Below are 26299 nucleotides of genomic sequence, written 5' to 3'. Positions count from 1 at the left end.
TCCAGACCTGGAGGCCAGCAACGGGCCAAAGCGGCGCATGGTAGTGAAAAAAAGAACAAATGCCGTCCGGCGCCTGCTGAGGGCGTGAATGAGCTGGTTTTACTTCAAAAAATCTTTGACAGGGCACCCGAAATAAGGTAAACACTTTCCAGTTTGCAACAAATTTCACAAATTCCAGGGAGGCGGCATGATAGAACTCAACATCACCTTATTCATTCAGCTCGTCAATTTCCTGATCCTCCTGGCCCTGCTCAATTTTCTTATCTATAAGCCGATCCGCGGGATTGTCAAACAGCGCCAAGAGAAGATGTCCTCCGATCTCAGCGGGATAGAGGAGTTCAACGCCCAGGCCAGATCCAAACTGGACGAGTATCAGGCCGCATTGGACCGGGCCCGCCGGGAGGCCGGGGAGATCAGAGAGAGTTCTAAGAAGGAAGCTGTGGCCGAAGAAAAGGATATTCTGGCTGCCGCCGGAGAGGAAGGGAACAAGATTCTCACCGCCGCCCGGGATGATATTCAGGCCCAGAGCCAGGAAGCGCGCAAGGCGCTGGATCAGAAAGTGAAAAAGTACGCCAAGCAGGTCACGGACAAGGTTTTGGTCAAGGCGTAAACCCAGAATGCGAAGGGGGTGGAGCGTTGAATAAGAGGTGTTGGATTCTATTGGGCGCGTGCGTATGCGTGCTGACGGCTTCCCAAGCCCTGGCCGCTAGCGGGGGGAACGAGGCCGCGGCTTGGAAGGATTTTATGTGGCGGGTCCTGAACCTGGTCTTGTTTGTGGGCATTATCTACAAGCTGGCCGGCAAGCGGATCAAGGAGTTCTTTTCCGGACGGAAAGACTCCATCCGCAACGAGCTTCAGGAGCTGGAAAACCGCAAGGCCAATGCCGCCAAGGAGCTGCAACGGGTGGAAGACAGCATTGCCGGCCTGGAGCAGGAACGGCAGGCCATTTTGGACGAGGCCCAAAAGCAGGGCGAGGCGGCCCGGCAGGCCATCCTGGCCAAGGCCAATGAGGATGCGGAAAAGATTCAGGAGCAGGCCAGGCTGAAGGCTGAACAGGAAGCACAGTTCATGCTGGACAACCTGCGGGCCGAGATGGCGGATAAGATCATCGAATCCGCGGAAAAGATGCTTTCCGACAAGCTGACCAAGAAAGAACAGGAGAAGCTCGTTGACAAATATCTAACAAAGGTGGTGCTCAATTGAGGGAACAAGTCATTGCCAAAAGATATGCGCGGGCGCTGTTCGCAATCGGCCAGGAGCAGGGCGGCGAGGAGCTGAAGACATACGGTCAGCAGCTGGAGCAGCTGGCCGAGGTGATGCGCGAGGCCCCTCAGCTGGTCCGCCTCTTTCGAAACCCCATCATCCGGGTTGAGCACAAAAAAGGAGTGGTCACCGCGCTGCTGGACAGGCTGGAGATAGCCGGAACCGTTCGGCAGTTCTGCCTGTATCTGGCAGACCGGGAAAGGCTGGCCAACTTTTTGGAAATCCAAGAATATTTCAGCAAGCTGCTGGATGCCAATGAAGGGATCCTCCGCGGACGCCTGGTAACGGCCATTGATTTGACCAAAACCAAGCAGGATCAGATCACGAAGAAGCTGGAGAAGCAGCTCAAGGGCCAATTGGTCCTGGACTACGAGACCGACACCTCGATCCTTGGTGGGTTGGTCCTGAAGGTAGGGGACAGGGTGTATGATGCGAGCTTGCGGGCGCAGCTGGATCAGATGCGGGAAACCATCAAAAGAGGTGAGTAAGAGCCATGCAAATCAAAGCTGACGAAATAAGCCAAATCATTGAAGATCAGATTAAAAACTACGAACAAAAAATGGAGATGACCGAGACCGGTGTTGTCCTGTCTGTGGGAGACGGGATCGCCAAGGTCTACGGGGTGGAAAACTGCATGTCCATGGAGCTGCTGGAGTTCCCCGGCGGGGTCTATGGTCTGGCCTTGAACCTGGAAGAGGACAGCGTGGGCGTAGCCCTTTTGGGCGAAGACACGCACATCAACGAGGGAGACACGGTCAAGCGGACTGGAACAGTCTTTTCCGTTCCGGTCGGGGATGCAGTCGCCGGTCGAGTTGTGAATCCGGTGGGGACACCGCTGGACGGCATGGGGCCGATCTCCTCTCAGGACACCAGGCTGGTGGAGGTCAAGGCTCCGGGGATCATCGCCCGACAGCCGGTGAAGGAGTCCATGCACACAGGTCTCAAGGCTATTGACGCCATGACTCCCATAGGCCGCGGACAGCGTGAGCTGATCATCGGAGACCGTCAGATCGGCAAAACGGCCATTGCCGTTGACTCTATCCTGGCTCAGAAAGATACAGACGTGCACTGCTTTTACGTGGCCATCGGGCAAAAGAAGTCCACAGTGGCCCTGGTGGCCGACGTCCTTCGCCAGCACGGAGCCATGGAGTATACAACCATCATTTCTGCCACGGCCGCCGATCCTGCTCCTTTGCAGTTCATCGCCCCCTATGCCGGGTGCACCATGGCCGAGCACTTCCGGGACAACGGCAAGCATGCCCTGATCATCTACGACGACCTGTCCAAACAGGCCGTCGCCTATCGCCAGATGTCTCTGCTCCTGCGCCGTCCCCCCGGACGTGAGGCCTTCCCCGGGGACATTTTCTACCTCCATTCCCGTCTTTTGGAACGGGCGGCCAAGTTCAGCGACGAGTACGGCGGCGGATCCCTGACCGCGTTGCCTATTATCGAGACTCAGGCCGGAGACGTCTCCGCCTACATCCCGACCAACGTGATCTCCATCACCGACGGCCAGGTCTATCTGGAGCCGGACCTGTTCAACGCCGGATTCCGGCCGGCCATTAACGTGGGACTCTCCGTATCCCGGGTGGGCGGCAGCGCCCAGATCAAGGCCATGAAGCAGGTGGCCGGAACCCTGCGTCTGGATCTGGCCCAGTACAGGGAGTTGGCCGCATTCGCCCAGTTCGGATCCGACCTGGATAAGGCCACTCAGGAAAGGCTGGAGCGCGGGAAACGGATGATGGAACTTTTGAAACAGGATCAGTACCAGCCCATGCCGGTGGAAGAGCAGGTGGCCGTGCTTCATGCCGGAACCAAGGGCTTTATGGATGCAATCGCCGTGGATGACATCAAGCGGTTCGAGGGCGAGTATCTGGAGTTCCTGCGGGCCAGCAAGAGTGATCTCCTGGCCGGCATTAAGGAAAAGAAAGCGCTGGACGACGACCTGGAAGGCAGACTGCAATCAGCCGTGGAAGAGTTCAAGAAGTCTTTTCAGGCCTAGCAAAAGGGGTAATCCATGCCTTCACTGAAGGAAGTTCAAAACAAGATCGCCTCGGTCAAAAAGACCAAGCAGATCACCAGGGCCATGAACATGGTGGCCTCGGCCAAGCTGCGCAAGGCCCAGGACCGCATTGAACGATTCCGCCCCTATGCAGAAAAGTTTTACGAGATGCTGGGGGAAATGTCCGGGGGGGTGGAGGCGTCCGCGCATCCCCTGCTAGAACATCGGGATACGGTCAATACCGTCGGCATACTGCTCATGACCTCGGACCGGGGCCTGTGCGGGGGGTTTAATACCAATCTGATCCAGAAATCCCTGCGTATCGCCCGGGAGAAGGCCGCAGAAGGCAAGACGGTCGTCTTCTACTGCGTGGGCAAGAAGGCCCGGAATCAGATTCGCAAGCGGGAGTTCGATGTGGTTATGTCCCGCACGGACTGCATGGACGGCTTCGACTTCAGTTTGGCCAATGATCTAGGGACCGAGCTGATCAGCTCCTACGTCAATCAGGACGTGGACGAGGTGCATCTGGTGTACGGCGAGTTCCTGAGTGTGGCCAAACAGGAGCCCAAGGCCCTGCAGCTCTTGCCAGTGGTCCAGAGCGAGGTGCAGGAAGAGACAGAGGAAAGCGGAGCAACGGCCCAGTATATGTACGAGCCGTCGGTGGACGGCATCCTGGCCGAGCTTTTGCCGCGGTTTATCAAGGTGCAAGTCTATCGAGGACTGCTGGAGACCTCAGCAAGTGAGCACGCAGCCCGGATGACGGCAATGGATAATGCAAGCAGCAATTGCGACGATATGATTTCCAACTTGACGTTGGCCTACAATAAGGCCAGGCAGGCTGCGATCACTGCCGAGCTCTTGGATATCGTCGGCGGCGCTGAGGCACTCAAATGATAAAGGGGGCATGTAATGAGTCAGAATGTAGGAAAGATATCGCAGGTCATCGGAGCTGTCGTCGACCTGGAGTTTCCAGAAGGGAAATTGCCGAGCATCCGCAATGCAGTTCGGATCAAGGATCCCAGCCGCTCGGACCAAGATGAGCTGATCGTCGAGGTTGCCCAGCAGCTGGGAGACAATATCGTCCGCTGTATCGCCATGGACGCGACCGAAGGGCTGGTTCGCGGGATGGAGGCCGAGGATACCGGCGCCGCGATCACGGTCCCTGTTGGCGAGCCCTCTTTGGGCCGGATCCTAAACGTTGTCGGCCGCCCGGTGGACGAGGCCGGCGAGGTCAAGTCCGAGAACTATTACCCCATTCATCGTCCGGCCCCGACCTTTGCCGATCAGAGCACGGATGTGGAGCTGTTGGAGACCGGGGTCAAGGTCATCGATCTGCTCATACCCTTTCCCAAGGGCGGAAAGATGGGCCTGTTCGGGGGCGCCGGTGTGGGCAAGACGGTTATCCTGATGGAGATGATCAACAACATCGCCAAGCAGCACGGAGGGAAGTCCGTGTTTGCCGGAGTCGGGGAACGAACCCGGGAAGGAAACGATCTGTATCTGGAGATGAAGGAGGCCGGCGTCCTGCCCAACGCCGCCCTGGTCTACGGACAGATGAACGAGCCTCCGGGAGCCCGGGCCAGGGTCGCCCTGACCGCTCTGACCGCGGCCGAGTACTTCCGGGATGAGCAGGGCGAGGACGTGCTTCTGTTCATCGACAATATCTTCCGCTTCACCCAGGCCAACATGGAAGTGTCCGCTCTCTTGGGACGGATGCCCTCTGCTGTGGGCTATCAGCCCACACTGGGCACCGACCTGGGTGAACTGCAGGAGCGGATTACCTCCACTCAAAAGGGGTCTATCACCTCGGTTCAGGCCATTTATGTCCCGGCCGACGACCTGACCGACCCCGCTCCGGCCACCACCTTCTCCCATCTGGACGGGACCCTGGTTCTTTCCCGGCAGATCGCGGAGCTGGGCATCTATCCGGCGGTTGATCCCCTGGACTCCACCTCCAGGATTCTGGACCCCAATGTCCTGGGGACCGAGCACTATCAGACCGCCCGGCAGGTACAGATGATCCTCCAGAAATACAAGGAGCTGCAGGACATTATCGCCATTCTGGGCATGGAAGAGCTTTCGGACGAGGACCAGCTGACCGTGGCCCGGGCCCGTCGCATTCAGCGCTTTCTGTCCCAGCCGTTCCATGTTGCCGAACAATTCACGGGAATTCCAGGAGCCTATGTAAAGACTGAAGAAACTGTGCGGGCCTTTAAGGAAATCCTGGAAGGCAAGCACGACGATCTCCCGGAAAACGCCTTCTACTTGGTGGGCACAATCGAGGAAGCCAGGGAAAAGGCTGAAAAGATGCAATAATCAGCACTTAGGATGTGACTATGGCCAGTACAATACGCTTGGAGATAGTAACCCCGGATAAGCTGGTTCTGAGCCAAGACGTCGAATACGTCGGCGTTCCAGGCTTGATGGGCCAGTTCGGGGTCTTGAAGAATCACATCCCGTTTCTTTCAGCCTTGGCCATCGGGTCGTTGTATTACAGGACGGAAGGCAAGCTGCACTATGTGTTCCTGTCCGGCGGCTTTGCCGATGTGACCCAGGACAAACTGACCATCCTGGCTGAGAGTGCGGAACGGGCGGAGGAAATTGATGTCGTCCGGGCCAAGAAAGCCAAGGAGCGGGCTGAGCAGCGCCTGCAGCAGGAGCGGGACAAGATCAATGCCGCCCGGGCCGAGGCTGCCTTGAGACGGGCGATGCACAGGATCACAACCAGGGAAAAAGAAAGCTGAGTTCCGACCCGGGAGCAGCCCTGCGAGCATAGGGCTGCTCCCGCTGATATTTTCCATTGCCCGCAGGCCCGCGACGGGCTTTTTTGCGGGCCTCCCTGCCTTGTGCGGCACAGGCTGGAATTCCGCACACCTGCGGGCGGATATGGCCCGCCGAGTCCGCCATATCTCCCACATCAGCACAGTCCTGCCCATTATCCGCTCTTGCGTTGAGCCGGTGCTCTGATTATACTCGCCTTTTCCAAGCCGCCGCTGGAGGGCTTGAACCAAACCCGGGACAGGCGCGAGACCCATGCATACCATACGAGAAGCAGACAACGGCGCCGGAGTGACAGGAGCCGTGGTTCTGGCCGCCGGAAAGGGAACCCGGATGAAGACCGAGCAACCCAAGGTGGTGCACGAGCTGCTGCGCCTGCCCATGCTCTGGTATGTCCATCGGGCCCTCGGGGCGGTGGTGGACATTGACCGGCAGTGGACGGTGGTCGGCTATGGCCGGGAGCGGGTGCGCCAAGCCTGCATCGGCTATGGCGGACATTTTGTGCATCAAAAACGCCAACTGGGGACCGGGCATGCCGTTGCAGCAGCCTGGCCGGACGTCCGCCGGGCCGGCTGCGAGTGGTGCCTGGTGGTCAACGGGGACGCGCCGTTGATCCGGGCCGAAGCGTTGAGCGGGCTGGTGCAGAGCTGCCGGGAGAATTCGGCCTCCCTGGGATTTTTGAGCATTGAGCTGGACGAGCCGGATGGGTACGGCCGGGTCATCCGCCGAACCGATGGAACGGTGCGCGCTGTTGTGGAAGACAAGGATTTGTCACCGGCCCAGCGGGAGAGTGGGCTGAATGAGGTCAATGCCGGGGTCTACTGTCTGCATGTCCCCAGCATGGAGCCGTATCTGAATCAGTTGAGCCAGAACAATGCCCAGGGCGAGTACTATATTACCGAGCTCGTCGATTTGGGAGTGAACAACGGTGAGCTGGTGGTGGCCTCCAACGCGGGGCGGGACAGCAGCCTGCTGGGAGTGAACAGCCCGGCAGAGCTGGTTGCCTGCGAGTCTCTGCTTCAGAAACGGATCAACTCCGAGCTGCTGAACTCCGGGGTTGTCCTGCGCAATTCGGATCAGGTCCGGATATCCCCCCTGGCCGGGATTCAGCCTGGGGCGGAGATCACAGGGCCGTCCGAAATCTATGGAGCGAGCACAGTTGCTTCCCAGGCCTGGATAAGCTCCCATACCTGGCTGCAGGATGCTCATATAGGCCCCAAGGCCCGGGTCCTGGAGTTTTCCCACCTGGAACAGGCCAGGGTGGAGGCCGGATGCCAGGTCGGTCCATACGCACGATTGCGGCCGGGGACAGAGCTGAAGGCCGGGGCCAAGGTGGGCAATTTTGTGGAACTGAAAAAGGCTGTTCTGGACCAGGGGGCCAAGGCCAATCATCTCTCCTACATCGGGGATGCGCATGTGGGTGCCGAGGCCAATATCGGAGCCGGAACTATAACCTGCAACTACGACGGTAAAGCAAAGCACCAGACCGTGATCGGTCCCAAGGCCTTTATCGGGAGCAATACGGCCTTGGTTGCGCCGGTGCGCATAGGGAAAGAAAGCCTGGTGGGCGCAGGATCCACAATCAGCAAGGATGTGCCGGACAACACGCTGGCCGTTACCAGGGCCGCGCAGAGGCATGTGCCCCGAAGAAAACTCAGGGGCGGTGACGAGGAAAATTAGATGGATCTCATCGACCAGCTCGAGGATCGCATGGAGCGCCTGCTGCAGCGGGTCAGCCAGCTGGAAGAGGAGAATTCCAGACTGCAGTCAACGCTGGACACAGAGCGGCAAATAAAGGATGATGTCCTGAACAGGTTGGATCGCCTCTTGAAAAAAATACAAGAGGCGGATATATAGGACCTAATGCCGAGCTATAACGTACGCATTCTTGGGCAGGAGGTTTCGTTTAGAACCAATGCCGAAGAGGACAGGATTCGACACGCAGAGCAATTGATACAAGAGCGGTTCCAGGGGCTTGACACCTACGGATCGCGGGTCAGTAACGAAAAATTGCTTATTCTCGTTGCCTTGAGTTTGGCTGACGATTACATACAGACCCAACAGAGGCTGGAAGTGCTCGAGGACAAGGTCCGCCAGCTTCTGGAAAGAATGGATCAGGAAGACACGTCCGGGGACTGACCTCGGCAGGACGGTACTGGAGGTATGCCCTGGGGTTTTGGTGATTGCAGGAACCATTTTTGAGCCAACATCCTCAAAACGGGAGCAACTTCGCGCATCCTGTTGAGCATGCCCGAGCTTTTCGGGAAGCCTGATGGATGCCAAGATGCACCCACCTGGTACGCCAGGTTCAAGATGGCCTGCAACACGGACCCCCGGGGTTTGCTCTTCTCCCCAAAGACGGGTGCCGTTTCCTTCCTGGATCTTCTGCGTCCTGTATCCAGCCAGACATAAGTGAACTTCCAGGGCTTCCTGCCTGTTGACCGGCATATCCAGAACTGCCGGTTCCTGCTGTCTTCTCCAGCATTGGTCCGATTTCCCCCTCTTGTCCGAGTTCGCGTGGCGACCAGGCATCATCCCGGAGACCTATCCGGATGGTATCCGACGGTGGCAAAGGGGCAGCCCCCTGAACAAAGTCGGTTCTTCGAGGTAGCCTGTGGATTTTTGGAATTGGCCATCTCTTCTGTGTGCCCACTTTCGGCCCGGTATTTTCTAAGTCCCGCCAAAGGGGGATCCCTGCCCCCTCCAGGCACTCACATGATGGACATTGCCTTCAGGTGGACTGAGCATATCATGCATGTGAGTGCCTGGTTTCCCCCTTTTGGCGGGACCAAGAAAATGTGCGGGCCTGCCGCTTACGGCACACAGAAGAGAGGCCAAACTCTTAGGTATGCAATTCCACTTTCTGTGTCGAAGAACCACAAATTCCGACGGGGTACCGTTTCCTTCAGAGGCGGGATGGATGCCTGAGCACATGCGTATCCGCTGTGCGCTTCAGGACCGGACGATTGCGTGTTCTTTGCCAACAGGCCGCACGGCTTGAGAGATAATAAAGGAGATTTGCCATGGAGCTGTTGATCATTGCCCTGGCCGGCATCGTTTTCGGTGCCGGAGCCGGGTTCGTTCTGCACAAGATTTTCTCTGCCAAGAGGCTGGAAGAGGCCAGGACCGAGGCGGAGCAGGTCCTGGAAACCGCCAGGAAGGAAGCTCAGGCCCAGAAGAAGGAAATCGTCCTTCAGGGGCAGGATGAAATCTACCAGCAAAAGAAGGAGATGGAGCAAGAGTTTAAGGAACGGGAAAATGTGATCAAAAAGCAGGAAGGCCGTCTGCAGCAGAAGGAAGAACGCCTGGAAAACAAGCAGGAACGAATTACAGAGAAAGAAAGCGAGCTTGTGGACTGGGAGAAACGGCTTTCCAAGCAGGAGAGGGAGCTGGAGGAAAAGGAGCAGGAAGTCGAGCATGTCATGTCCGAGCAGGAGCGGGTCCTGCAGGAGATATCCGGGCTGACCGTGGAGGAGGCCAAGCGCCGTCTCCTGGAGGATATAGAGAGCCGGACCAGGCACGAGGCGGCCAGGATGATCAGGCAGATCGAGATGGAAGCCAAGGAGACCGCGGATCGAAAAGCCAAGGAGATCCTGTCCACAGCAATTCAGCGCTATTCAGGGGAGTATATTTCCGAGCAGTCCGTATCTGCGGTTACCTTGCCCAGTGATGAGATGAAGGGCAGGATCATCGGCCGGGAAGGGCGGAATATCCGTTCATTGGAAGCCGCCACCGGAGTGGACCTGATCATCGACGACACGCCGGAAACGGTTATCCTCTCCGCCTACAGCCCCTTGCGCCGGGAAAAGGCCAAGCAGGTCCTGGAGCGGCTGATCAGCGACGGGCGGATTCACCCGGCCCGGATCGAAGATATCGTGAAGAAGGTGGACAAGGAGATGGAGGTCAAGCTCCGGGAGATGGGCGAACAGGCCACGTTCGACGTCGGGGTGCACGGCATAAATCCCGAGCTGGTCCGGCTTTTGGGCCATCTGCAGTATCGGACCAGCTTTTCCCAGAACGTGCTTCACCATTCCCTGGAAGTCGCCTTCTTGTGCGGGGTTATGGCTGCTGAGCTGCAGATCGACGTCAAGAAAGCCAAGCGGGCCGGGCTGCTGCACGATATAGGCAAGGCCGTGGACCATGAAGTGGAGGGGCCGCACGCCACAATCGGGGCGGACTTGGTCAAAAAGTACGGTGAATCCAAAGACATCATCCATGCCATCGCCGCCCACCACGAGGATGTGCAGCCCAAGTCCATCCTCGCGGTCTTGGTCCAGGCCGCCGACAGTCTGTCCGGTGCCCGGCCCGGAGCGCGCAAGGAGCTCTTGGAAAACTATGTCAAGCGCCTGGAAGAGCTGGAGAACGTGGCCACTGATTTTAGCGGGGTGGCCAAGGCTTATGCCATCCAGGCCGGCCGGGAGCTGCGGGTCATGATCGACTGCGACCGGGTGGATGAGGATCAGACCTATCTCTTGTGCAAGGATATAGCCACAGCTGTGGAAGACAAGATGACCTATCCCGGGCAGATCAAGGTGACCTGCATCCGGGAAAAACGGGCGGTTCAATACGCAAAGTGAGGCGGTCCGGCAGGGGCTGAGAGACATGGGCAAAGGAAACGAACGGAGTGACTGAGGGGCGAAGAACGGGAAGGAAAAATGGACACAAGCTCATTACAAACCCACATGCCCTGACGGGCACGCTTTCGCTAACGAAACATACAAACGATTTCGATACCGATACCGATACCGATTGAAAGTGGTTACCCATTGTTGTGATTTTCTTTCTTCGGGTTCGTAATCGCTATCGGGATCGATATCCATAAACTGCGGGTTCCTGCTGCACCAAATGACATATTCTTTCGATTTCAATAGCGATCCCGTTCCCGATTTCGATTTGGATTATCCCAACTATTAACGAATAATAGTTTTCAAACAAAACTGGAAGCGACCCAGGATGCGGATACTTTTCTTAGGCGATATTGTAGGCCGTCCCGGGCGCAGTGCAGTGTCCCGGCAGCTCAATGCCCTCAAGGCCCGGTGGGATGTGGACTGCGTGGTGGCCAACGGGGAGAACGCCTCCGGCGGGATCGGGCTTACAGCCCAAAACGCCGGACAGCTGCGGACCGCCGGGGTGGACATTATGACCTCCGGCAATCACATCTGGAAGCACAAGGATGTGTTTCCCAGCCTGGAGTCCGAAGCCTGGCTGTTGCGTCCGGCCAACTACCCGCCCGGAGTGCCGGGGCGTGGCTGGGGGGTGTACAGCGTATCCAGCGGAGAGCTGGCGGTGGTCAATCTCTTGGGCCGGATTTTCATGGACCAGATCGATTGCCCGTTCCGAACAGCCGAGGCCATCCTGGCCTCCATCGGGGAACAGGCCAGACATATCCTGGTGGATTTTCACGCCGAGGCCACCTCTGAAAAGAAGGCCCTGCTGTACGCCCTGGACGGACGGGTCAGCGCGGTGATCGGCACCCATACCCATGTGCCCACCGCCGATGCCCAGATCACCCGGCAGGGCACGGCCTATATCTCCGACGCGGGGATGTGCGGTCCCTACCACTCCATCATCGGCATGGATCCGGATCCAATTCTGGAGAGGTTCCGGACCGGTCTGCCCCAGCCCTTTGCCGTGGGCAGGGGTGAGGCCGTGATTCAGGGTGTGCTCCTGGAAACCGACGATTCCGGCAGGGCCGCGGCCTTTACTCCGGTGGAGGAGTTTCAGGCCTGACAGGGCGTCTCCCATTGCATCTCAACCCATAACTGACGGACGTTGACCTATGCAGACCGATCTGGAAACCAGCCTGGCGCTCATCCGCCGGGGCAGTGAAGAGATTATCGAGGAATCGGAGCTGACAGCCAAGCTGAAGCAGGGCCGGCCGCTGCGGATCAAGGCCGGATTCGATCCGACCGCCCCTGACCTGCATCTGGGGCACACAGTATTGATCCAGAAGCTGAAGCACTTTCAGGAGCTCGGGCACCAGGTGCTCTTTCTGATCGGAGATTTCACCGGGATGATCGGGGACCCCAGCGGCAAGTCCGAGACCAGGGTCTCCCTGACCAGAGAGGAAGTGGTGGCCAATGCCGAAACCTACAAGCGGCAGATCTTCAAGATCCTGGACCCGGACCGGACCGAGCTGATGTTCAACTCCGCGTGGATGGACAAGTTCACAGCCTACGATTTTGTGCAGCTCTGCTCCAAGTATACGGTGGCCCGGATGCTGGAACGGGACGATTTCCACAAGAGGTTCGAGAGCAACCGGCCCATATCCATCCACGAATTTCTCTATCCCCTGGTTCAGGGCTACGATTCCATCGCTATGCGGGCCGATCTCGAGCTGGGGGGAACGGACCAAAAGTTCAATCTCCTGGTCGGACGGACCCTGCAGCGGCAGGAGAACATGGAGCCCCAGGTCATCCTGACCATGCCCATCCTGGAAGGGCTGGACGGGGTGCAGAAGATGAGCAAGTCCCTGGGCAATTATGTGGCTATAGAAGAGCCGGCCGGGGACATGTTCGGCAAACTGATGTCCATCTCCGATGATCTGATGTTCCGGTACTATGAGCTGCTTTCGGACAAGGATATGGCCGAGGTCCATGGACTCAAGCAGGATATGGATCAGGGCAGGAAGCACCCCAAGGAGATCAAGGAAGAGCTGGCCATGGAGATCACGGCCAAGTTCCATGGGGCCTCTGCCGCACAGCAGGCCAGGGAGGATTTTGCCCGGGTCTTTTCTCAGCACGAACTGCCCAGCGATATGCCGGAGGTGGAGGTGGAAGCGGATCAGGCAGATCTGGGGGGCGTTCTGGTCCGGTCCGGGCTCTGTCAGTCCAAGGGCGAGGTCAAGCGGTTGTGCAGGCAGGGGGCGGTGAGTGAGGACGGCCGGAAGCTGATGGATGTGCAGTATGCCCTGCCCCGGGGCGAGCATGTGCTCAAGGTGGGCAAGCGCCGTTTCGTGCGGGTTGTGGTGCGAGGATAGACGGGATTGAACATGCACGAAGGTTGGTCATGCTCCAGACACTGAGTTTCTCCTGGTCCGGCTTGTGGCGAGAGCTTTCCCTGTTCGCCCGTCTGGTCAAGATCGAGCATTCGGTCTTCGCCCTGCCCTTTGCCTATATCGGCCTGTTCATGGCCGCCGGGGGTTGGCCGGGATGGGGGCTGTTTCTGGTCCTCACTGTGGCCATGGTGGCTGTGCGGTCCTTTGCCATGGCCGTGAACCGCCTGGTTGATGAGCGGATTGACGCCCAAAACCCGCGGACCCAGGATCGCCCCCTGGTCACGGGGCGGATGTCCAGACCCAAGGCCTGGGGCATGACCTTGGCTGCGGCAGTGGTCTTTGTCCTGGCCTGTGCCGGTCTGAACACCACCTGCCTGTATCTCTCCGTTCCGGCCCTGGCCTGGTCCGGGCTGTACAGCTACAGCAAACGGCTGACCTGGCTGAGCCACTTCTGGCTGGGATCGGTCCTCGGGTTGGCCCCCCTGGGCGGCTGGCTGGCCCATTCTCCAGTGCTGAGCATCCCGGCGGTCCTCTTTTTTCTGGGGGTCACCTTTTGGGTGGCCGGGTTCGACATCCTGTATGCCTGTCAGGATGTGGACTTCGACCGCACAATGGGGCTGCATTCCATCCCGGCCAGGTTCGGTATCGGGCATGCCCTGTCCCTGTCCACCTTCAGCCACGTGAATGCCTCCCTGTTCTTTCTGCTCGCCGGATGGACGGGAGGGCTGGGCTGGATCTATGCCCTGGTCTGGCTGGCAGTCAGCATCGTCCTTTTATGGGAGCATACCCTGGTCCAGACCGACGATCTGGGGTACGTCAACCTGGCCTTTTTCACCTTGAACGGGATTATTGCCGTTGTCCTCTGCGCCGGGGTCCTGGCCGACATCTTCGGGCCGCTGTAGCCCCGTCCCGGGCTGATTTCACCCCTGGGGTGAATGAAAAACAGGGGGTTCGGCACAGGCGGTGGAATTTCATACAGACCAGTTTACCGTTATCCACGGGCCAGGTCGGAGAAGCTAGAACAGACAGCGGTCCGCAAGCACAAGGGTGTATGGTGGTGTCGATGATCGAAGAGCTGATGACCAGCCGGATTTTGATCCTGGGCTGCGGAAATACCCTGTTTGGTGACGATGGATTCGGGCCGGCGGTGATCCAGGCCCTGGAGGACGAGGAGCTTCCGGCAGGGTGTGCGGCCCTGGATGTGGGAACCAGTGTCAGCGAGCTGCTTTTCGACCTGGTGCTGCAATCCAGCAAGCCGGAGAGGATCGTGCTTGTGGATGCCGTTTCCCTCCCGGAGCGCGACCCGGGCCGGGTGGAGTGGCTGCCCCTGGCCAGCATCCCGCAGTGCAAGAAGGCCGACTTTTCCATGCACCAGTTTCCGTCCATCGACCTGCTGCAGGAGCTTGTCTCCCAGGCAGGGGTCGATGTGCGGGTCCTGGCCGTCCAGGCCGAATGCATACCTGAGTGCGTTCGGCCCGGCCTGAGCGGATCGATTCAGGCCGCAGTGCCCACGGCCTGCCGGATGATCCGCTCTGTGCTGGAGCCCGGAGGGAGCTAAGGGCGGCCACCCACGGCCGCCCGGTCAATGCGTGGTCTGACTGCTGTCGTCCTGGGGAGAGGACAGGGTCTGAAGCACATCCTGCCCCTTGCCTGTCCGCTTCCAGGCCTCAAAGAGCTGCATCCATTGGGTGAAGTTCATCAGGCTTGTCTCCAGTTGATCTTCATGGGCTTCCACCCACATATGAAAGGCCTGCATTTCCACTTGAAAGCTCTTGCTGTTCAGCACCGAAAGGATGCGGGTGATGTCGTACCGGTCCCCGTCCAGGCGGTTTTGAATATAGGCTATGAGCTTTTGTTGAGATGTGTCCGGGGTCATGATTTCATTGTTCATGTCCTCGGCCAGGCCGGCGAGCAGGGGCAGGTCGCGCTTCATTTCCGCAATGTCCGACTCCGGAATGCTCAGCTTGTGCTCCTCCCCTTCCTTGGTCATATAGGTAAACCGCAACCAGTGCTCAAACTTGCAGATGTCGGTGATGTCTTTCAGGGCCTGCTTGAATTGATCGGCCATAATCGCTCCTTGTCTCCGGATCGGCGGGGCCTGTCCCGGCTCGGTCGCTGTGGGCAACCAGCGGGTGACTAGCCCTGTTGGTATCCTGAGGATGTGGGTTCAGTTCGGGTCGCTGTGATCTGCCTCTTCCCCTTGGGGCAGGTCCGATGATACATGATTCGCCGTTTGGCTCAAGGCAGTGGATCCCGGGGCCGGGTATGGGCCGAGATGGCGGATAACGCGCACGACCCGGCCCAGTATTGCCACCTCCCGGGCCTGGTCAGGGGCCAGGACGGCCGGCGGAAATGCCGGGTTGTCGCAGATCAGGGTCATGGCCCCGGCCTGCTGTCGGTCGATTCGCCGGACCAGGAGTGTGCCGGCCAGATCCAGGGCGTAGATAAGTCCGGGGTGAATGATCTGCTGGCTTTGATCCAGGACCAGCAGGTCCCGGTCTTTAATTTCCGGCTCCATGCAGGGGCCGGTCATCTCCAGGCTGACCAGATGGAGCGGGGTATGGGCGTCGTCTTCCGGGAGCGGAAGGGCCAGGCGCGGAGCGGTTATCTCCAGCTTGACCCTGTCTCCGTCCCGGTCCGGTACAGCCAGGGCATGGGGGACCCTGGTCCAGGAACCCGGGGAAGGATCCTGGGATGCCGCCGGCTGCCCGGTCCCGGTGGCCAGCCAGTTGGAGTTCAGATTATAGGCCTCGGCCAGGGCGAAGACCCATTTCCAGGGAATGGAGTCCTTTTGCTTGGCCAGGGAAATCGCCGCCCGGCCCACACCGAGGACCTGGGCCAGGTGAGACTGGTTTTCAATGTCCGTGGCCTGGCATACGCGGGTGAAAAAGTCCTGGAAAGAGAGAGAGGTCATGCCCAGCTCATACAATGGTTGGATTGACACGCAGCAAGGTATGGCAAGCTTCTCACCTGTACAGCCAGGGTCGAAGAATTATACGCACTCATTTCGTTGCCCGTAACTGTATACATGCAGCCCGATCCTTTCAACTCTGATCCAGGAGTGGAGCATGACCCACAGGTTGATGGCGGAAGTCTCGGAACTGCCGGCCATTCCGGAATCAAGCGTGCAGGCCTATACCGAGAATCTGGCGGCCATGGTGGAGAAGGTGAACAAGATCATGAGCTCCCGGGCGGACATCGGCCTGCTGATCGGGGAGAACCCCCTCCAGCTCATGTTTGAGAACCACAAAAACCATGCCTTATTCATGGGCAATGTCTTTGCACTGGGGCAGTACGCTTTGTTGATTCAAACCGTGGCCTGGGCCTATCGAACCTATCACAGCCGGGGCTTTGCCTACGCCTATTTCCCCGCCCACCTGCAGGCCTGGCGGATCGCGCTGGGAGAGACGCTTGCTGAAGATACGGCCGGACCGCTGATTCGGATCTACGACTGGATGCTGTCCAGACACGAGGAGTTCATAGCCCTGTCCGAGGAGACGAGATCCGTGAGTCCCCAGCCGGACCAGGCATGGAAGGAAATCTGCAATGGCTTTGTCCAGGCCCTGATCCAAGGGGACAAGGCCCGGGTGATGGAGCTGGGCCAGGAGGCGGTCCAATCAGCTCAGGACCTGCCTGTTTTTTATCTCCAGGTTGTGCAGCCGGCCATGTATGCGGTTGGCGAGATGTGGGAAAGGGGAGAGATCAGTGTGGCCAAGGAGCATTTGGCCTCGGCCCTGGTCAACAGGTTGATGTCCGCCCAATACATCGAGCTGGTCCGGCCCCAGGGGGAAAAGAGGGGCAGAGCGGTGGTCTCGGCCGCAGCCAACGAGTTCCATGAGGTCGGGGCCACCATGGTGGCCAATAGTCTGGAGCTGGACGGCTGGGAGGTGGAGTATCTGGGGGCCAATATGCCCCAGGATGATTTTTTGGACTTTGTCTCCGCCTATCAGCCGGATATTGTGGCCTTGTCTGCGGCCTTGGCCTCGAATCTGACCGCGGTGCAGAGCGTGATTCAGCACATCTCAGCCTGGCCGGGGAAGCGGCCGAAGATAATGGTTGGAGGCCTGGCCTTCCAGGGCGTTTCAGGGCTTGCCCAACAGCTGGGAGCCGACGGGTATGCCCGGGACTGCGCCCAAGCCGTGCAGCTGGCCAGAACGTGGCAGGAGCAGCAGGTATAATGACCATTAAGGAGATCTTGGCCCAGCATCCGGATCTGGTCTGGTCCTTCTTCGAGCATACCGGGACCACCATCGTTGTGCTCACCGATGAGCAGTATGTAATCACCGACTGCAACGCCAACCTGACCAGGGCCCTGTATGTGCCCAGCAAGCCGGTGGGGCGCTATTTGGGGGAGCTTTTGTGCCCCTTGGAGGATACGGATTTCTCCCTGATTGTGTCCATGCAGGGCCAGACGTTTCTGCCCCAGATCCTGCGGATCTGCTATACCGAGGTGCTGTACCGGTGCTATACGTTTGCCTTTCAAAACACGTATTTCGTGCTTGGAGACCGGTTGGGAAGCACGGACAACGAGGTCCTGGAGAGCATGTCCGCCTTAAACAACGAGCTTTCCACCCTGGGCCGGGAGCTGAGCAAGAAGAACCGGGAGCTTGAGGAGGCCAATGCCAGGATCTCGGAGCTGATGCGCACCGATCCGTTGACCAAGCTGGCCAACCGCAGGTTCTTTCAGGAACGCTTTGGCCAAATGTTTTCCCTGGCTCAAAGGCAGCACCTGCCTCTGTCCGTTGTCATGCTGGACATCGATCATTTCAAGGCTGTGAACGACACCTTCGGACATGCGGCTGGGGACAAGGTGCTGGCAGCCCTCGGAGACCTGTTGCAGAAGGGCACCCGGGAAGAGGATCTGGCCGCCCGCTTCGGGGGGGAGGAGTTCATTGTCTGCCTGCCCCATACCCGAGCCGGGCAGGCCTGGGATTTCGCCCAGCGGATACGCAGTGAGCTGGCAGGGCTGGATATCTTAAGCAACGGGTACACAATCACCATTAGCGCCGGAGCGGCTGAGCTTGTGGGCGGGGACTCTGTGGATGAGCTGATCAACAGGGCGGACAAAGCATTGTACCGGGCCAAGGAGGCAGGGCGGGACCGGGTGGTGATTGCCGGAGAGGACAGCTGATCCGGAAAGCCGGGATGGAAAGCAAGTTTCATACCGCGCACGACACTCTTATAGCCTGCCTTGTTCATTTTTGGGAAGGCGGACAAGGACGGCCAGGTGATTGACATATGACAAGCCCAGGGGTGAAGGTGTGAGTATGAATGAGAAACAAAAAGACAGTCTGGCCAAGTTTGCATATGACTTGGCAAGGATCATAGCGGGTGTGGCTGTGATCACACCACTGTTTCAAAGCGGAAAGGCTTCAGTCTTGAATACCGTTTTGGGCTTGGTAGCAGTCCTGATCTTTCTCTGGATAGGATACGCCCTTGACTCCAAGGAGGCGAAACAATGAATTCAATGACCGTGGTTTTCCTCATCCTTATAGGTATTGGCCTGGCTGGCGTATATTGGGTGAAACACTCCAAGCACTTTAAGAAGTAAGACGGTGACCGGACTTGATATTGTCATTGGCCTGCTGGGCCTGGTGGCGGCAATAGGAGCATTCTTGACCTGGCGGTCAAACAAAAAACACAGGGACCACAAGGCCTACTGATACCGACCTCATACCTTCCCTGGCCTAGGCTGGCCCCCGAAAAGTCCGGTTCCCTTCCCGGACTCATCAAGAGCTTTATGCGGATCGGCAAGTTGAGCTGTTGCACAATATCAGATAGAATGTGGGAAATATAAAAAAACAAAGGCGGGACTCATCCCGCCTTTGTTATGTATGGAGCCGGCGATCCGACTTGAACGGACGACCTGCTGATTACGAATCTGTTTCATTTAAGTCTAAGCAAGTTTCATGCCGTATCAACCTTGCCTCTATAACATGCCTTTTTCTCTGAATAAATTTTTCAGCTTGTCTTAAGAAATCTTATCAAATATCATGCCAGCAAGAGGCCAAAATATACCCCAAAAGCTACCCGGGGTAACAGGCCTTCCTTGAACCATCGACCCTTTGATAAAAGATCAGTGAGGTGTGAGATGGCCCTGACTGTGAAGCAGATCGAGGCATTAAAACCTGGCCATGAGAGGTATCAGGTATCCGATGAGGGCGGGCTTATTGTTCGAGTTTCTCCGTCTGGCAAGAAATCATTTTGTTATGTGTATCGGGTGAACGGAAAACTCAAGCGGCTGACACTTGGGGTCTTCCCGGAAATGTCTCTGGCCAAAGCTCGCGAAGAGGCGGGTAAAGCCAAGGCGGCCAGAGACCGTGGCGAAGATCCAGTTGAGGCCAAGAAGTGGGCGCAGGAGGCGTGGAAATCAACCCCTACTGTGGCCGAGTTCATTGAAGAGTATCTACACAGATGGGCCAGGCCGAACAAGAAGTCTTGGAAAGAGGATCAACGCCTTCTGGAGAAAGACGTAAAGCCGGTCCTCGGAGACAAGAAGGTTTCTGAAGTTCGGCGGCGGGATATTATCTATGTCCTGGATCTGATCAAGGACCGGGGCTCTATGGTAACGGCGAACAGGACTTTCGCCGTCATATCCAGAATGTTCAATTTCGCCCTGGAACGTGGGGTACTGGATGCTTCACCAGCAACGAGGATCAAGATGGAAGCCGAAGAATCACGGGATCGGGTTTTGACCAGGCCGGAGATCAAAACGCTTCACCAGCTCCTGAATGATCAGCCCCTGTGGATCAGCACCAGGATGGCCCTGGAGCTCATCCTTAGAACCGCGCAGCGGCCCGGAGAAGTTCGCCAGATGACCACTGATGAAATCGACTGGCAGGAACGGATGTGGACTATCCCAAAGGAAAGATCCAAGAACGGGGTTGCCCAGCGAGTGCCTTTGACTGATGAAGTCCTGTCCATGATCAAGGTGGCCAGGTCTTTTTCCAGCAGCAAGTGGATATTCCCCTCACCACAGACCAGCGGCCCCATATCCACCTATGCCCTGGCCCAGGGGCTGAGAAAGGCTCTGAAGGGTTCAGGCCTTCCCCGCACAACCCCGCATGATCTGCGAAGGACGGCGGCCACCATCATATCAGAGCTTGGGTTCAACCGCCTGGTGGTGGACAAGATCCTGAACCACAAGGACAGGACAGTGGGCGGGATCTATGACCGGCATACATACGATGCGGAGAAACGCCAGGCCCTGGAGGCTTGGGAAGCAGAGCTGGAACAGATCCTGGCCGGGAAGGTGGACAACAACGGCAAGGTTATTGACATCCGACAAGCCCAGGGGTGAAGGTGTGGGTATGAATGAGAAACAAAAAGACAATGCAGCCGGGTATCTCTACGACCTCAGCAAAGGTGTGGCCTTGCTAACCGTGATCAAGCCCTTATGGACAGGGGAACTTCCTGCACTGGCTATCGTGCTTGGGGTGCTTGCAGCGACGGGGTTCTTTGCTTGGGGGTCATTTATTGACGGGAGGTAATGATATGGATGCATTCACGGTAATGATGGGCATTCTTGCCCTGATCGGATGCGGAGGGGCTCTTGTGACTTGGATCAGTAACAGGCGCAGGAGCAGGAAGCACAAGGCCCACTGATGGGTGAGTTTCTTAAGGGCTCGGAAGTAAAGTGGAGTCAATGATGAGTATTCAATACATAGTGAACGAATCCGGGGACCCGATAGCTGTTGTGGTTCCCATTGATGAATGGCACAGGCTCTTGGAAGAGGTCCAGAAGGCCGAGCCGGAAAGAGATGATACCACGTACCTCTTGCAGAGCGAGGCCATGAGGAAGCGCCTCTTGGAGGCCAAGGAGCGATCCGGCGGCAAGACCTGGGAAGAGGTTCAGGATGCGCTTGGTATTTGATGACCATGCCTTTGAAGACCTGGCCTGGTTTATGTCCAGGGACCCGAAGCTGGCCAAGAAGGTTGTGGCCCTGATTCAAGAAGTCAAGAGGTCTCCATTTAAGGGCAGGGGCAAGCCTGAGCCTCTAAGGCATGAGCTGTCCGGCTGCTGGTCCCGGAGAATCAATAAGGAACACCGCCTGGTCTATCAAGTCACAGAGGATGAAATTAGGATCCTTGCCTGCCGGTATCACTACTGAAGATTCATATCGACTTCATATCTTCCCTGGCCTAGGCTGGCCCCCGAAAAGTCCGGTTCCCTTCCAGGACTCATCAAGAGCTTTATGCGGATCGGCAAGTTGAGCTGTTGCACAATATCAGATAGAATGTAGGAAATATAAAAAAACAAAGGCGGGACTCATCCCGCCTTTGTTGTGTATGGAGCCGGCGATCCGACTTGAACGGACGACCTGCTGATTACGAATCAGCTGCTCTACCGACTGAGCTACGCCGGCTCAACTGCCGCAAATGCAGGATTAGCAGGGGTTTGGGGTGAAGTCAAGGCGATCTGCCTCCCCTTTTTGCCAGTTGCCGGACGTAATCGTTCAGACCCCCTTCCCAAAGTTCAGGGGCCTTGTCCAGCGAGGCGGTGACCAGCCAGTTAGCTCACAGTTGGCGATAAATCCCGTATTGGGAGTGATACGAAAATTATGGTTCTTCGACGTAGCTTGTGGATTTTTGGAGTTTGCCATCTCTTCTGTGTGCCCACTTTCGGCCCGGTATTTTCTAAGCCCCGCCAAAGGGGGATCCCTGCCCCCTCCAGGCACTCACATGATGGACATTGTTTTCAGATGGACTGAGCGTATCATACACGTGAGTGCCGGGTTTCCCCCTTTTGGCGGGACCAAGAAAATGTGCGGGCCTGCCGCTCACGGCACACAGAAGAGACGGCAAACTCTTATGGAGGCAATTCCACTTTCTGTGTCGAAGAGCCAAAATTATCAAACACGTCGGGATCAGGAGGCCTTCAGCACCTCGCTGGAAAGGCCCCCTGTACAAATACTGCCGGACTGCTGAGGCAGCAGGGAAGAATACAAAATGAAACGAACTGATTGTCCTCGGTGATACCGCGGGATCTGGAGTCTTGTATGCAGTCGTCATGGTCTGGGAAGAGCACCACCGTATATCCGTTTGCCCGGAGCTTCGAGGAGTTTCAGGAGATGTTCTGGAATGCCCCGGTCGGTATCTTCCGCTCCACCCCCGAAGGCCGGTTCGTTTCCGCGAATCCGGCCTGGGCCGAGATGTGCGGCTACAGCTCTCCCCGAGAATTGATCGAGTCGGTAACAGACATAGCCTCCCAGATCTACGCCGGGCCGGAGGAAAGGGAAAGGTTCAAGCGCCGGCTGGAGCTGTGCGGGTATGTTGTCGACTATGAATACAGGCTCTGCAGGCCTGACGGCTCCGTGCTCTGGGTGGCGGAGAATGTCCGGGCGGTTCAGGATGACCAGGGCCGGGTCTGCTATCAGGGTATCGCTATTGATATCAGCAGGCGGAAACTGGCCGAAGATGCGCTGCGCTCCAGCGAGGAACGGTTTTTCAAGGCGTTTCGTTCCAGCCCGGCGCCCCAGGTGATTTCCGAGATCCAGACCGGCAGGTTTGTGGACGTCAATGATCGGTGGGTGGAGATGCTCGGCTGGGACAGGGAGGAGATGATCGGCCGGAACTCCAAAGAGGTGGGCATATGGGGCGATCCAGGTGAACGGGACCGGATCGTGGGCACAATGCAGTCCCGGGGATATTTCAAGGACCAGCCGATTGTGTTTCGGACCAAGCAGGGGCGGATGGTGGAAGCCCTGTGGTCCGCGGAGAAGATCGTCCTGGACGGGCAGGAGCTGATGCTGTCCATGATTCAGGACGAGACGGAGCGGAAAAAGGTCGTACGGGAGTTGGAAGAGAACTACCGGTTCTTGGATACGGTTCTGGATACCATTCAGGACGGGGTCTGTGTGCTGGACCGCGATTTTCGGATCATAAAGGTCAACCAAACGATGGAGGAATGGTATCACCTCAAACGGCCATTGGAGGGGAAGACCTGTTATCAGGTGTTCCATGACCGGGCTGAGCTGTGTTCCTGCTGTCCTGCGACCCGGGCCCTGGAGACACACCGGATGGAGATGAAGACAATGGCTTTTGATCATCAGGGATCAGCCGGTGGAACGGCGGAGATCTACGCCCAGCCCCTGTTTGATGCGACCGGCCAGCCGAAGTACATCGTCGAGTATGTCCGGGATATAACCACCCATAAACAGGCGGAGGAGGCCCTGCGCCAAAAGAATGAGGAGAAATCGGTCCTCCTGGACTGCATCCCCACGCAGCTGTGGTATCTGCCGGACGAAGCCACCTATGGGGCCGTGAATCAGGCCCATGCCGATTTTGTCGGTCTGGACAAGACGGTGATGGAGTTTCAGCCCATAGACCGGGTTTTGAGCCCGGAGGAAACAGAGGTCTGCCGGCGGAGCAACCTGGAGGTCTACGCCACCCGAAGGCCGTATACAGCTGAAGAATGGCTGTACAATGCCCACGGCGAACGCAGGCTGCTGGCCATCGTCAAGACCCCGAAGCTGAATGAGCAGGGTGAAGTCGAGTATGTGGTCTGCAGCGGGACGGACATAACGGAGCAGAAGCAATATGAGCAGGAGCTGCAATACCTCAGCTTCCACGATCAACTGACCGGTCTGCACAACCGGGCCTTTCTGGAGGCAGAGCTGCAGCGTCTGGAACAAAGCAGAGAGTATCCGATCACCATCATCTGCATGGACCTGGACGGGCTGAAGCTGGTCAACGACTCCCTGGGGCATGAGTACGGAGACAGGCATCTCAAGTCCTGCGCCGAGGTAATCCAGGGCTCGTTCCGCGCATCCGACATTGTGGCCCGAGTGGGAGGGGATGAGTTTGTGGCCCTGCTGCCCACCACGAGCCGGGAGGCCGGAGACAGGATCATCGACCGGATTCAAGAGGCGGTTGGGGAGTACAATCAGACATGGCAACCCACGGTTCCCCTCGGCCTGTCCATCGGCCTGGCCTGCGCCCAGGACCGGGAGCAGGCCCTGAGCCAGGTCTACAAGCAGGCCGATGATCTCATGTACCGGGACAAGCTCAATCGGAACACCAATACCCAGAGCCAGATCATGACCGCCTTGATGGCCGCCCTGGAGGAAAGGGACTTTGTGACCAGCGGCCATGTGCACAGGCTGGAGGACCTGTGCCGGGAGCTTGGCCGGAAATCGGGTCTGTCCTCCACCCAGCTCTCGGACCTGAACCTGCTGGCCCAGATGCATGATCTGGGCAAGGTGGGCATCCCGGACCATATCCTGTTCAAACCGGGGCCATTGACCGAGGAGGAATGGAAGATCATGCGCCAGCATCCGGAGAAAGGCTACCGGATCGCCTTGGCGACCAAGGATCTGGCCGGGATCGCGGACTTGATCCTCAAGCACCACGAACGGTGGGACGGGACGGGCTATCCATTGGGCCTGGCAGGCGAGGATATCCCAATTGAATGCCGCATCCTGGCTGTTGTCGATTCCTTCGACGCCATGACCAATGATCGGCCGTACCGGAAAGCCATGCCCGTGGACCAGGCCCTGGAAGAGCTGGCCCAAGGGGCCGGGACCCATTTCGATCCGGCATTGGTCCATGCCTTTATGGACATGATGAGGACAGGGGAAATCTCCCGGGGATAGGGATTTCCCGGGACCAGTCGTGATTTCGGCATCCGGCCCGGCGAATCACTGCGCGGTGTTTCGCCCGGAGGGGCCGGTGCCGTCAGCTGGTGCCGGGCCAAAGGGCGTCAGGCACGTACCTTGTAGACGCACATCTTGGCCCAGACCTTGTCCTTGTAATACTCTTCGTCCCGCATCTCCAAGAGCTCCCAGGCCCCGTCATGCTCCAGGCGGACCATCTCCTCCCGGTAACCGTAGTCTTCGTATGACCCTTCCCGAATGGTGAAGCAGATGATGCCGCCCGGCTTGGTGATCCTGATCAGTTCGGAAAAGGCCTCGGCCGTGACATGGGCATAGGTGAACGTCCCGGCGCAGACCACTCCGTCGTAGGTGTTGTCTGTCATGTCCAGGGGCTGGCTCAGATCGGCGTTGATCCTGCGGGTATAGACCCCTTTCCGCCCGGCCTCATAAAGCATCTCATCAGAGTAGTCCAGCCCTTCCACGTTGATATAGCCCAGGGAGTACAGCTCCTGGCCCACAAGGCCTGTACCGCAACCGGCATCCAGGATGTGCAGGGAAGTGTCCCCGCCGAGATGCCGGGCAAAGAGCTCCGCGCAGATCCGGTATCCGACGTATCCGAAGTCCTGAACCGTGTTCTGGTCATAATCCGGGGCCCAATCGCGATACGCGTGCATGAGCTCTTCATGGTCAGTGGCATTGTAGACTTTATCCAAAACTGCTTTGTCCACACTCATAGGAAAACCTCCTTGTTTGACATGAGCTATGGAACAGAGACGGAAATGCTTGTAGAAACGGACATTCCCGGCCGGGAATGCAGATGAGCCTGCGTATGCTCAGGAAGAGGACGTTGGATGCAGGTCAGCGGGGTCGAAATTGCGGGTGACGATCCATGATGATACGGGGCAAGCTATTCCTTCTCTGAACCGGAACAGATTTCATACATAGCAAAAAAAGATCCAAAGATCAAATGCGCATGAGGCAGGGGTGCAAACTGCACTCTGCCTCCTGAAACGAGGGATTCGAGGCGGCAGTCAGGGAAGTGCGGCTGGAGGGAAGCCGGTGGGAGCGTTTTCAGAGCCGGGGCCGGCCTCAAGAAGCTCGTCTTGATCGCAAACAGAAACAAAAAGTTAAAAATGTTGAGGTCTTATGGCAGACCGCCCGGCACTCACTTGCAGTTTGTCACGTCCCTGCAAAGTACATAAGTCTAGCCTCCAAGTGAGTGCCGGGCAGGTCTGTCTTCTAGAATAAATGGACAGCGGTTTCGGGCAAGGGCGGCCTACGTAATAGCTGCACACGGCATTTTACTACAAACCCACATGCCCTGACGGGCACGCTTACGCTAACGAAGCATACAAACGATTTCGATACCGATACCGATACCGCCTGGGAGTGGCTACCCAATCGGATCCTGATAACTATTAACGAATAACACTACAGCGACATTTTGCTGTAGCTCATTGATTTCTTGTTTATCGCTTTTTATCGTTCCCACGCTCTGCGTGGGAACTCTTTTGGACGCTCCGGCGTCCAGAAAGAGACCGCGGGAGCGGTCAGGAAGGCTCCCACGCAGAGCGTGGGAGCTATAATTTGTAGTCTCGCCATAGGCGGGACCTGTGTATAAAGCAATTGGAAAATTATTCCGCGCGGCTTCAGTGCAGCGCGCAA

At 57.7% G+C, this 26299-nt stretch carries 26 protein-coding genes, 1 tRNA gene and 1 other RNA gene; 24 read left to right on the top strand and 4 right to left on the bottom strand.

Translation table 11 applies throughout. The features are described 5' to 3' along the window. Nucleotides 1–187 precede the first annotated feature (187 nt). The 16 genes from atpF (N902_RS0107115) (at nt 188) to N902_RS0107035 (ending at nt 14598) form a co-directional block, all read left to right on the top strand. A complete protein-coding gene (gene atpF / locus N902_RS0107115) occupies nt 188–610 on the top strand; it encodes a F0F1 ATP synthase subunit B (protein WP_027370374.1) in 423 nt (140 codons plus the stop codon). Nucleotides 611–744: 134 nt separating this feature from the next. Next, a complete protein-coding gene (gene atpF / locus N902_RS0107110; protein ID WP_084287968.1) occupies nt 745–1203 on the top strand; it encodes a F0F1 ATP synthase subunit B in 459 nt (152 codons plus the stop codon). Beyond that, nucleotides 1200–1751 (top strand): ATP synthase F1 subunit delta, encoded by a 552-nt coding sequence (atpH, locus tag N902_RS0107105; protein ID WP_027370372.1) that lies wholly within the window; start codon nt 1200–1202, stop codon nt 1749–1751. The genes atpF (N902_RS0107110) and atpH overlap by 4 nt, the downstream gene beginning before the upstream one ends. 5 nt (nt 1752–1756) lie before the next feature. Then, on the top strand, nt 1757–3265 hold the full coding sequence (gene atpA, locus N902_RS0107100; protein WP_027370371.1) for a F0F1 ATP synthase subunit alpha: 1509 nt from the start codon (nt 1757–1759) through the stop codon (nt 3263–3265). Nucleotides 3266–3280: 15 nt separating this feature from the next. Continuing rightward, a complete protein-coding gene (locus N902_RS0107095; protein ID WP_027370370.1) occupies nt 3281–4159 on the top strand; it encodes a F0F1 ATP synthase subunit gamma in 879 nt (292 codons plus the stop codon). Nucleotides 4160–4174: 15 nt separating this feature from the next. Further along, the gene (gene atpD, locus N902_RS0107090) at nt 4175–5581 is read left to right on the top strand and encodes a F0F1 ATP synthase subunit beta (protein ID WP_027370369.1); all 1407 of its coding nucleotides are present in this window, start codon (nt 4175–4177) and stop codon (nt 5579–5581) included. Nucleotides 5582–5601: 20 nt separating this feature from the next. After that, entirely contained in the window at nt 5602–6009 is a 408-nt protein-coding gene (locus N902_RS0107085; RefSeq protein ID WP_027370368.1) for a F0F1 ATP synthase subunit epsilon, read from the top strand. Nucleotides 6010–6298: 289 nt separating this feature from the next. Continuing rightward, nucleotides 6299–7723, top strand: coding sequence for a bifunctional UDP-N-acetylglucosamine diphosphorylase/glucosamine-1-phosphate N-acetyltransferase GlmU (gene glmU, locus N902_RS0107080; RefSeq protein ID WP_051564403.1), 1425 nt, complete (start codon nt 6299–6301; stop codon nt 7721–7723). Further along, entirely contained in the window at nt 7724–7900 is a 177-nt protein-coding gene (locus N902_RS19985) for a hypothetical protein (RefSeq protein ID WP_167330632.1), read from the top strand. 6 nt (nt 7901–7906) lie between these two features. After that, nucleotides 7907–8182, top strand: a complete 276-nt coding sequence (locus N902_RS0107070) for a cell division protein ZapA (RefSeq protein ID WP_027370366.1) — start codon at nt 7907–7909, stop codon at nt 8180–8182. A gap of 23 nt (nt 8183–8205) precedes the next feature. Further along, nucleotides 8206–8387: non-coding RNA, 6S RNA (gene ssrS, locus N902_RS19145), on the top strand. Between the two features lie 679 nt (nt 8388–9066). Next, a complete protein-coding gene (gene rny / locus N902_RS0107055) occupies nt 9067–10620 on the top strand; it encodes a ribonuclease Y (protein ID WP_027370364.1) in 1554 nt (517 codons plus the stop codon). Nucleotides 10621–10996: 376 nt separating this feature from the next. After that, the gene (locus N902_RS0107050) at nt 10997–11773 is read left to right on the top strand and encodes a TIGR00282 family metallophosphoesterase (protein ID WP_027370363.1); all 777 of its coding nucleotides are present in this window, start codon (nt 10997–10999) and stop codon (nt 11771–11773) included. Nucleotides 11774–11822: 49 nt separating this feature from the next. After that, entirely contained in the window at nt 11823–13022 is a 1200-nt protein-coding gene (gene tyrS / locus N902_RS0107045) for a tyrosine--tRNA ligase (protein WP_027370362.1), read from the top strand. A gap of 29 nt (nt 13023–13051) precedes the next feature. Continuing rightward, nucleotides 13052–13942, top strand: coding sequence for a UbiA-like polyprenyltransferase (locus tag N902_RS0107040; protein WP_051564402.1), 891 nt, complete (start codon nt 13052–13054; stop codon nt 13940–13942). Between the two features lie 161 nt (nt 13943–14103). Continuing rightward, nucleotides 14104–14598 carry a hydrogenase maturation protease gene (locus N902_RS0107035; protein ID WP_027370360.1) on the top strand — a complete coding sequence of 165 codons (495 nt, stop codon included), beginning with the start codon at nt 14104–14106 and terminating at the stop codon, nt 14596–14598. Nucleotides 14599–14622: 24 nt separating this feature from the next. On the opposite strand, the gene N902_RS0107030 is transcribed toward N902_RS0107035, so the two are convergent. Further along, entirely contained in the window at nt 14623–15108 is a 486-nt protein-coding gene (locus N902_RS0107030; protein WP_027370359.1) for a hypothetical protein, read from the bottom strand. A gap of 99 nt (nt 15109–15207) precedes the next feature. Next, nucleotides 15208–15954 (bottom strand): LexA family transcriptional regulator, encoded by a 747-nt coding sequence (locus N902_RS0107025; RefSeq protein ID WP_027370358.1) that lies wholly within the window; start codon nt 15952–15954, stop codon nt 15208–15210. A gap of 154 nt (nt 15955–16108) precedes the next feature. On the opposite strand from N902_RS0107025, the gene N902_RS0107020 reads away from it, so the two are divergent. The 7 genes from N902_RS0107020 to N902_RS0106980 all read left to right on the top strand — a co-directional run bounded on the left by N902_RS0107020 (nt 16109) and on the right by N902_RS0106980 (nt 21151). Continuing rightward, nucleotides 16109–17218, top strand: a complete 1110-nt coding sequence (locus tag N902_RS0107020; RefSeq protein WP_034622097.1) for a cobalamin B12-binding domain-containing protein — start codon at nt 16109–16111, stop codon at nt 17216–17218. After that, entirely contained in the window at nt 17218–18171 is a 954-nt protein-coding gene (locus N902_RS18680; RefSeq protein WP_051564401.1) for a GGDEF domain-containing protein, read from the top strand. Before N902_RS0107020 ends, N902_RS18680 begins: the two co-directional genes overlap by 1 nt. A 136-nt stretch (nt 18172–18307) precedes the next feature. Next, nucleotides 18308–18502 (top strand): DUF6722 family protein, encoded by a 195-nt coding sequence (locus tag N902_RS0107010; RefSeq protein ID WP_027370356.1) that lies wholly within the window; start codon nt 18308–18310, stop codon nt 18500–18502. A 629-nt stretch (nt 18503–19131) separates the two neighbouring features. Continuing rightward, the gene (locus N902_RS0106995) at nt 19132–20340 is read left to right on the top strand and encodes a tyrosine-type recombinase/integrase (RefSeq protein ID WP_027370355.1); all 1209 of its coding nucleotides are present in this window, start codon (nt 19132–19134) and stop codon (nt 20338–20340) included. A gap of 10 nt (nt 20341–20350) precedes the next feature. After that, complete coding sequence (locus N902_RS0106990; RefSeq protein ID WP_027370354.1) at nt 20351–20530, top strand: hypothetical protein; 180 nt, start codon at nt 20351–20353, stop codon at nt 20528–20530. A 158-nt stretch (nt 20531–20688) separates the two neighbouring features. After that, nucleotides 20689–20913, top strand: coding sequence for a hypothetical protein (locus N902_RS0106985; RefSeq protein ID WP_027370353.1), 225 nt, complete (start codon nt 20689–20691; stop codon nt 20911–20913). Then, nucleotides 20897–21151, top strand: coding sequence for a Txe/YoeB family addiction module toxin (locus tag N902_RS0106980; RefSeq protein ID WP_027370352.1), 255 nt, complete (start codon nt 20897–20899; stop codon nt 21149–21151). The genes N902_RS0106985 and N902_RS0106980 overlap by 17 nt, the downstream gene beginning before the upstream one ends. 179 nt (nt 21152–21330) lie before the next feature. Here N902_RS0106980 and N902_RS0106970 read toward each other — a convergent pair. Beyond that, a tRNA-Thr gene (locus N902_RS0106970) sits at nt 21331–21406 on the bottom strand. A 633-nt stretch (nt 21407–22039) separates the two neighbouring features. Here N902_RS0106970 and N902_RS18675 point away from each other — a divergent pair. Then, nucleotides 22040–24634 carry a sensor domain-containing diguanylate cyclase/phosphohydrolase gene (locus tag N902_RS18675; RefSeq protein ID WP_051564400.1) on the top strand — a complete coding sequence of 865 codons (2595 nt, stop codon included), beginning with the start codon at nt 22040–22042 and terminating at the stop codon, nt 24632–24634. A gap of 107 nt (nt 24635–24741) precedes the next feature. Here the strand turns inward: N902_RS18675 and N902_RS0106955 are convergent, their stop codons facing one another. Continuing rightward, nucleotides 24742–25368 (bottom strand): class I SAM-dependent DNA methyltransferase, encoded by a 627-nt coding sequence (locus N902_RS0106955; RefSeq protein WP_027370350.1) that lies wholly within the window; start codon nt 25366–25368, stop codon nt 24742–24744. Nucleotides 25369–26299: the final 931 nt, after the last annotated feature.

It is taken from the genome of Desulfovermiculus halophilus DSM 18834 (genome assembly GCF_000620765.1).
In the GTDB taxonomy this organism is placed as follows: domain Bacteria; phylum Desulfobacterota; class Desulfovibrionia; order Desulfovibrionales; family Desulfothermaceae; genus Desulfovermiculus; species Desulfovermiculus halophilus.
The sequence above is the reverse complement of the archived record's forward strand: the minus strand, read 5'-3'. Positions and strand labels throughout refer to the sequence as shown.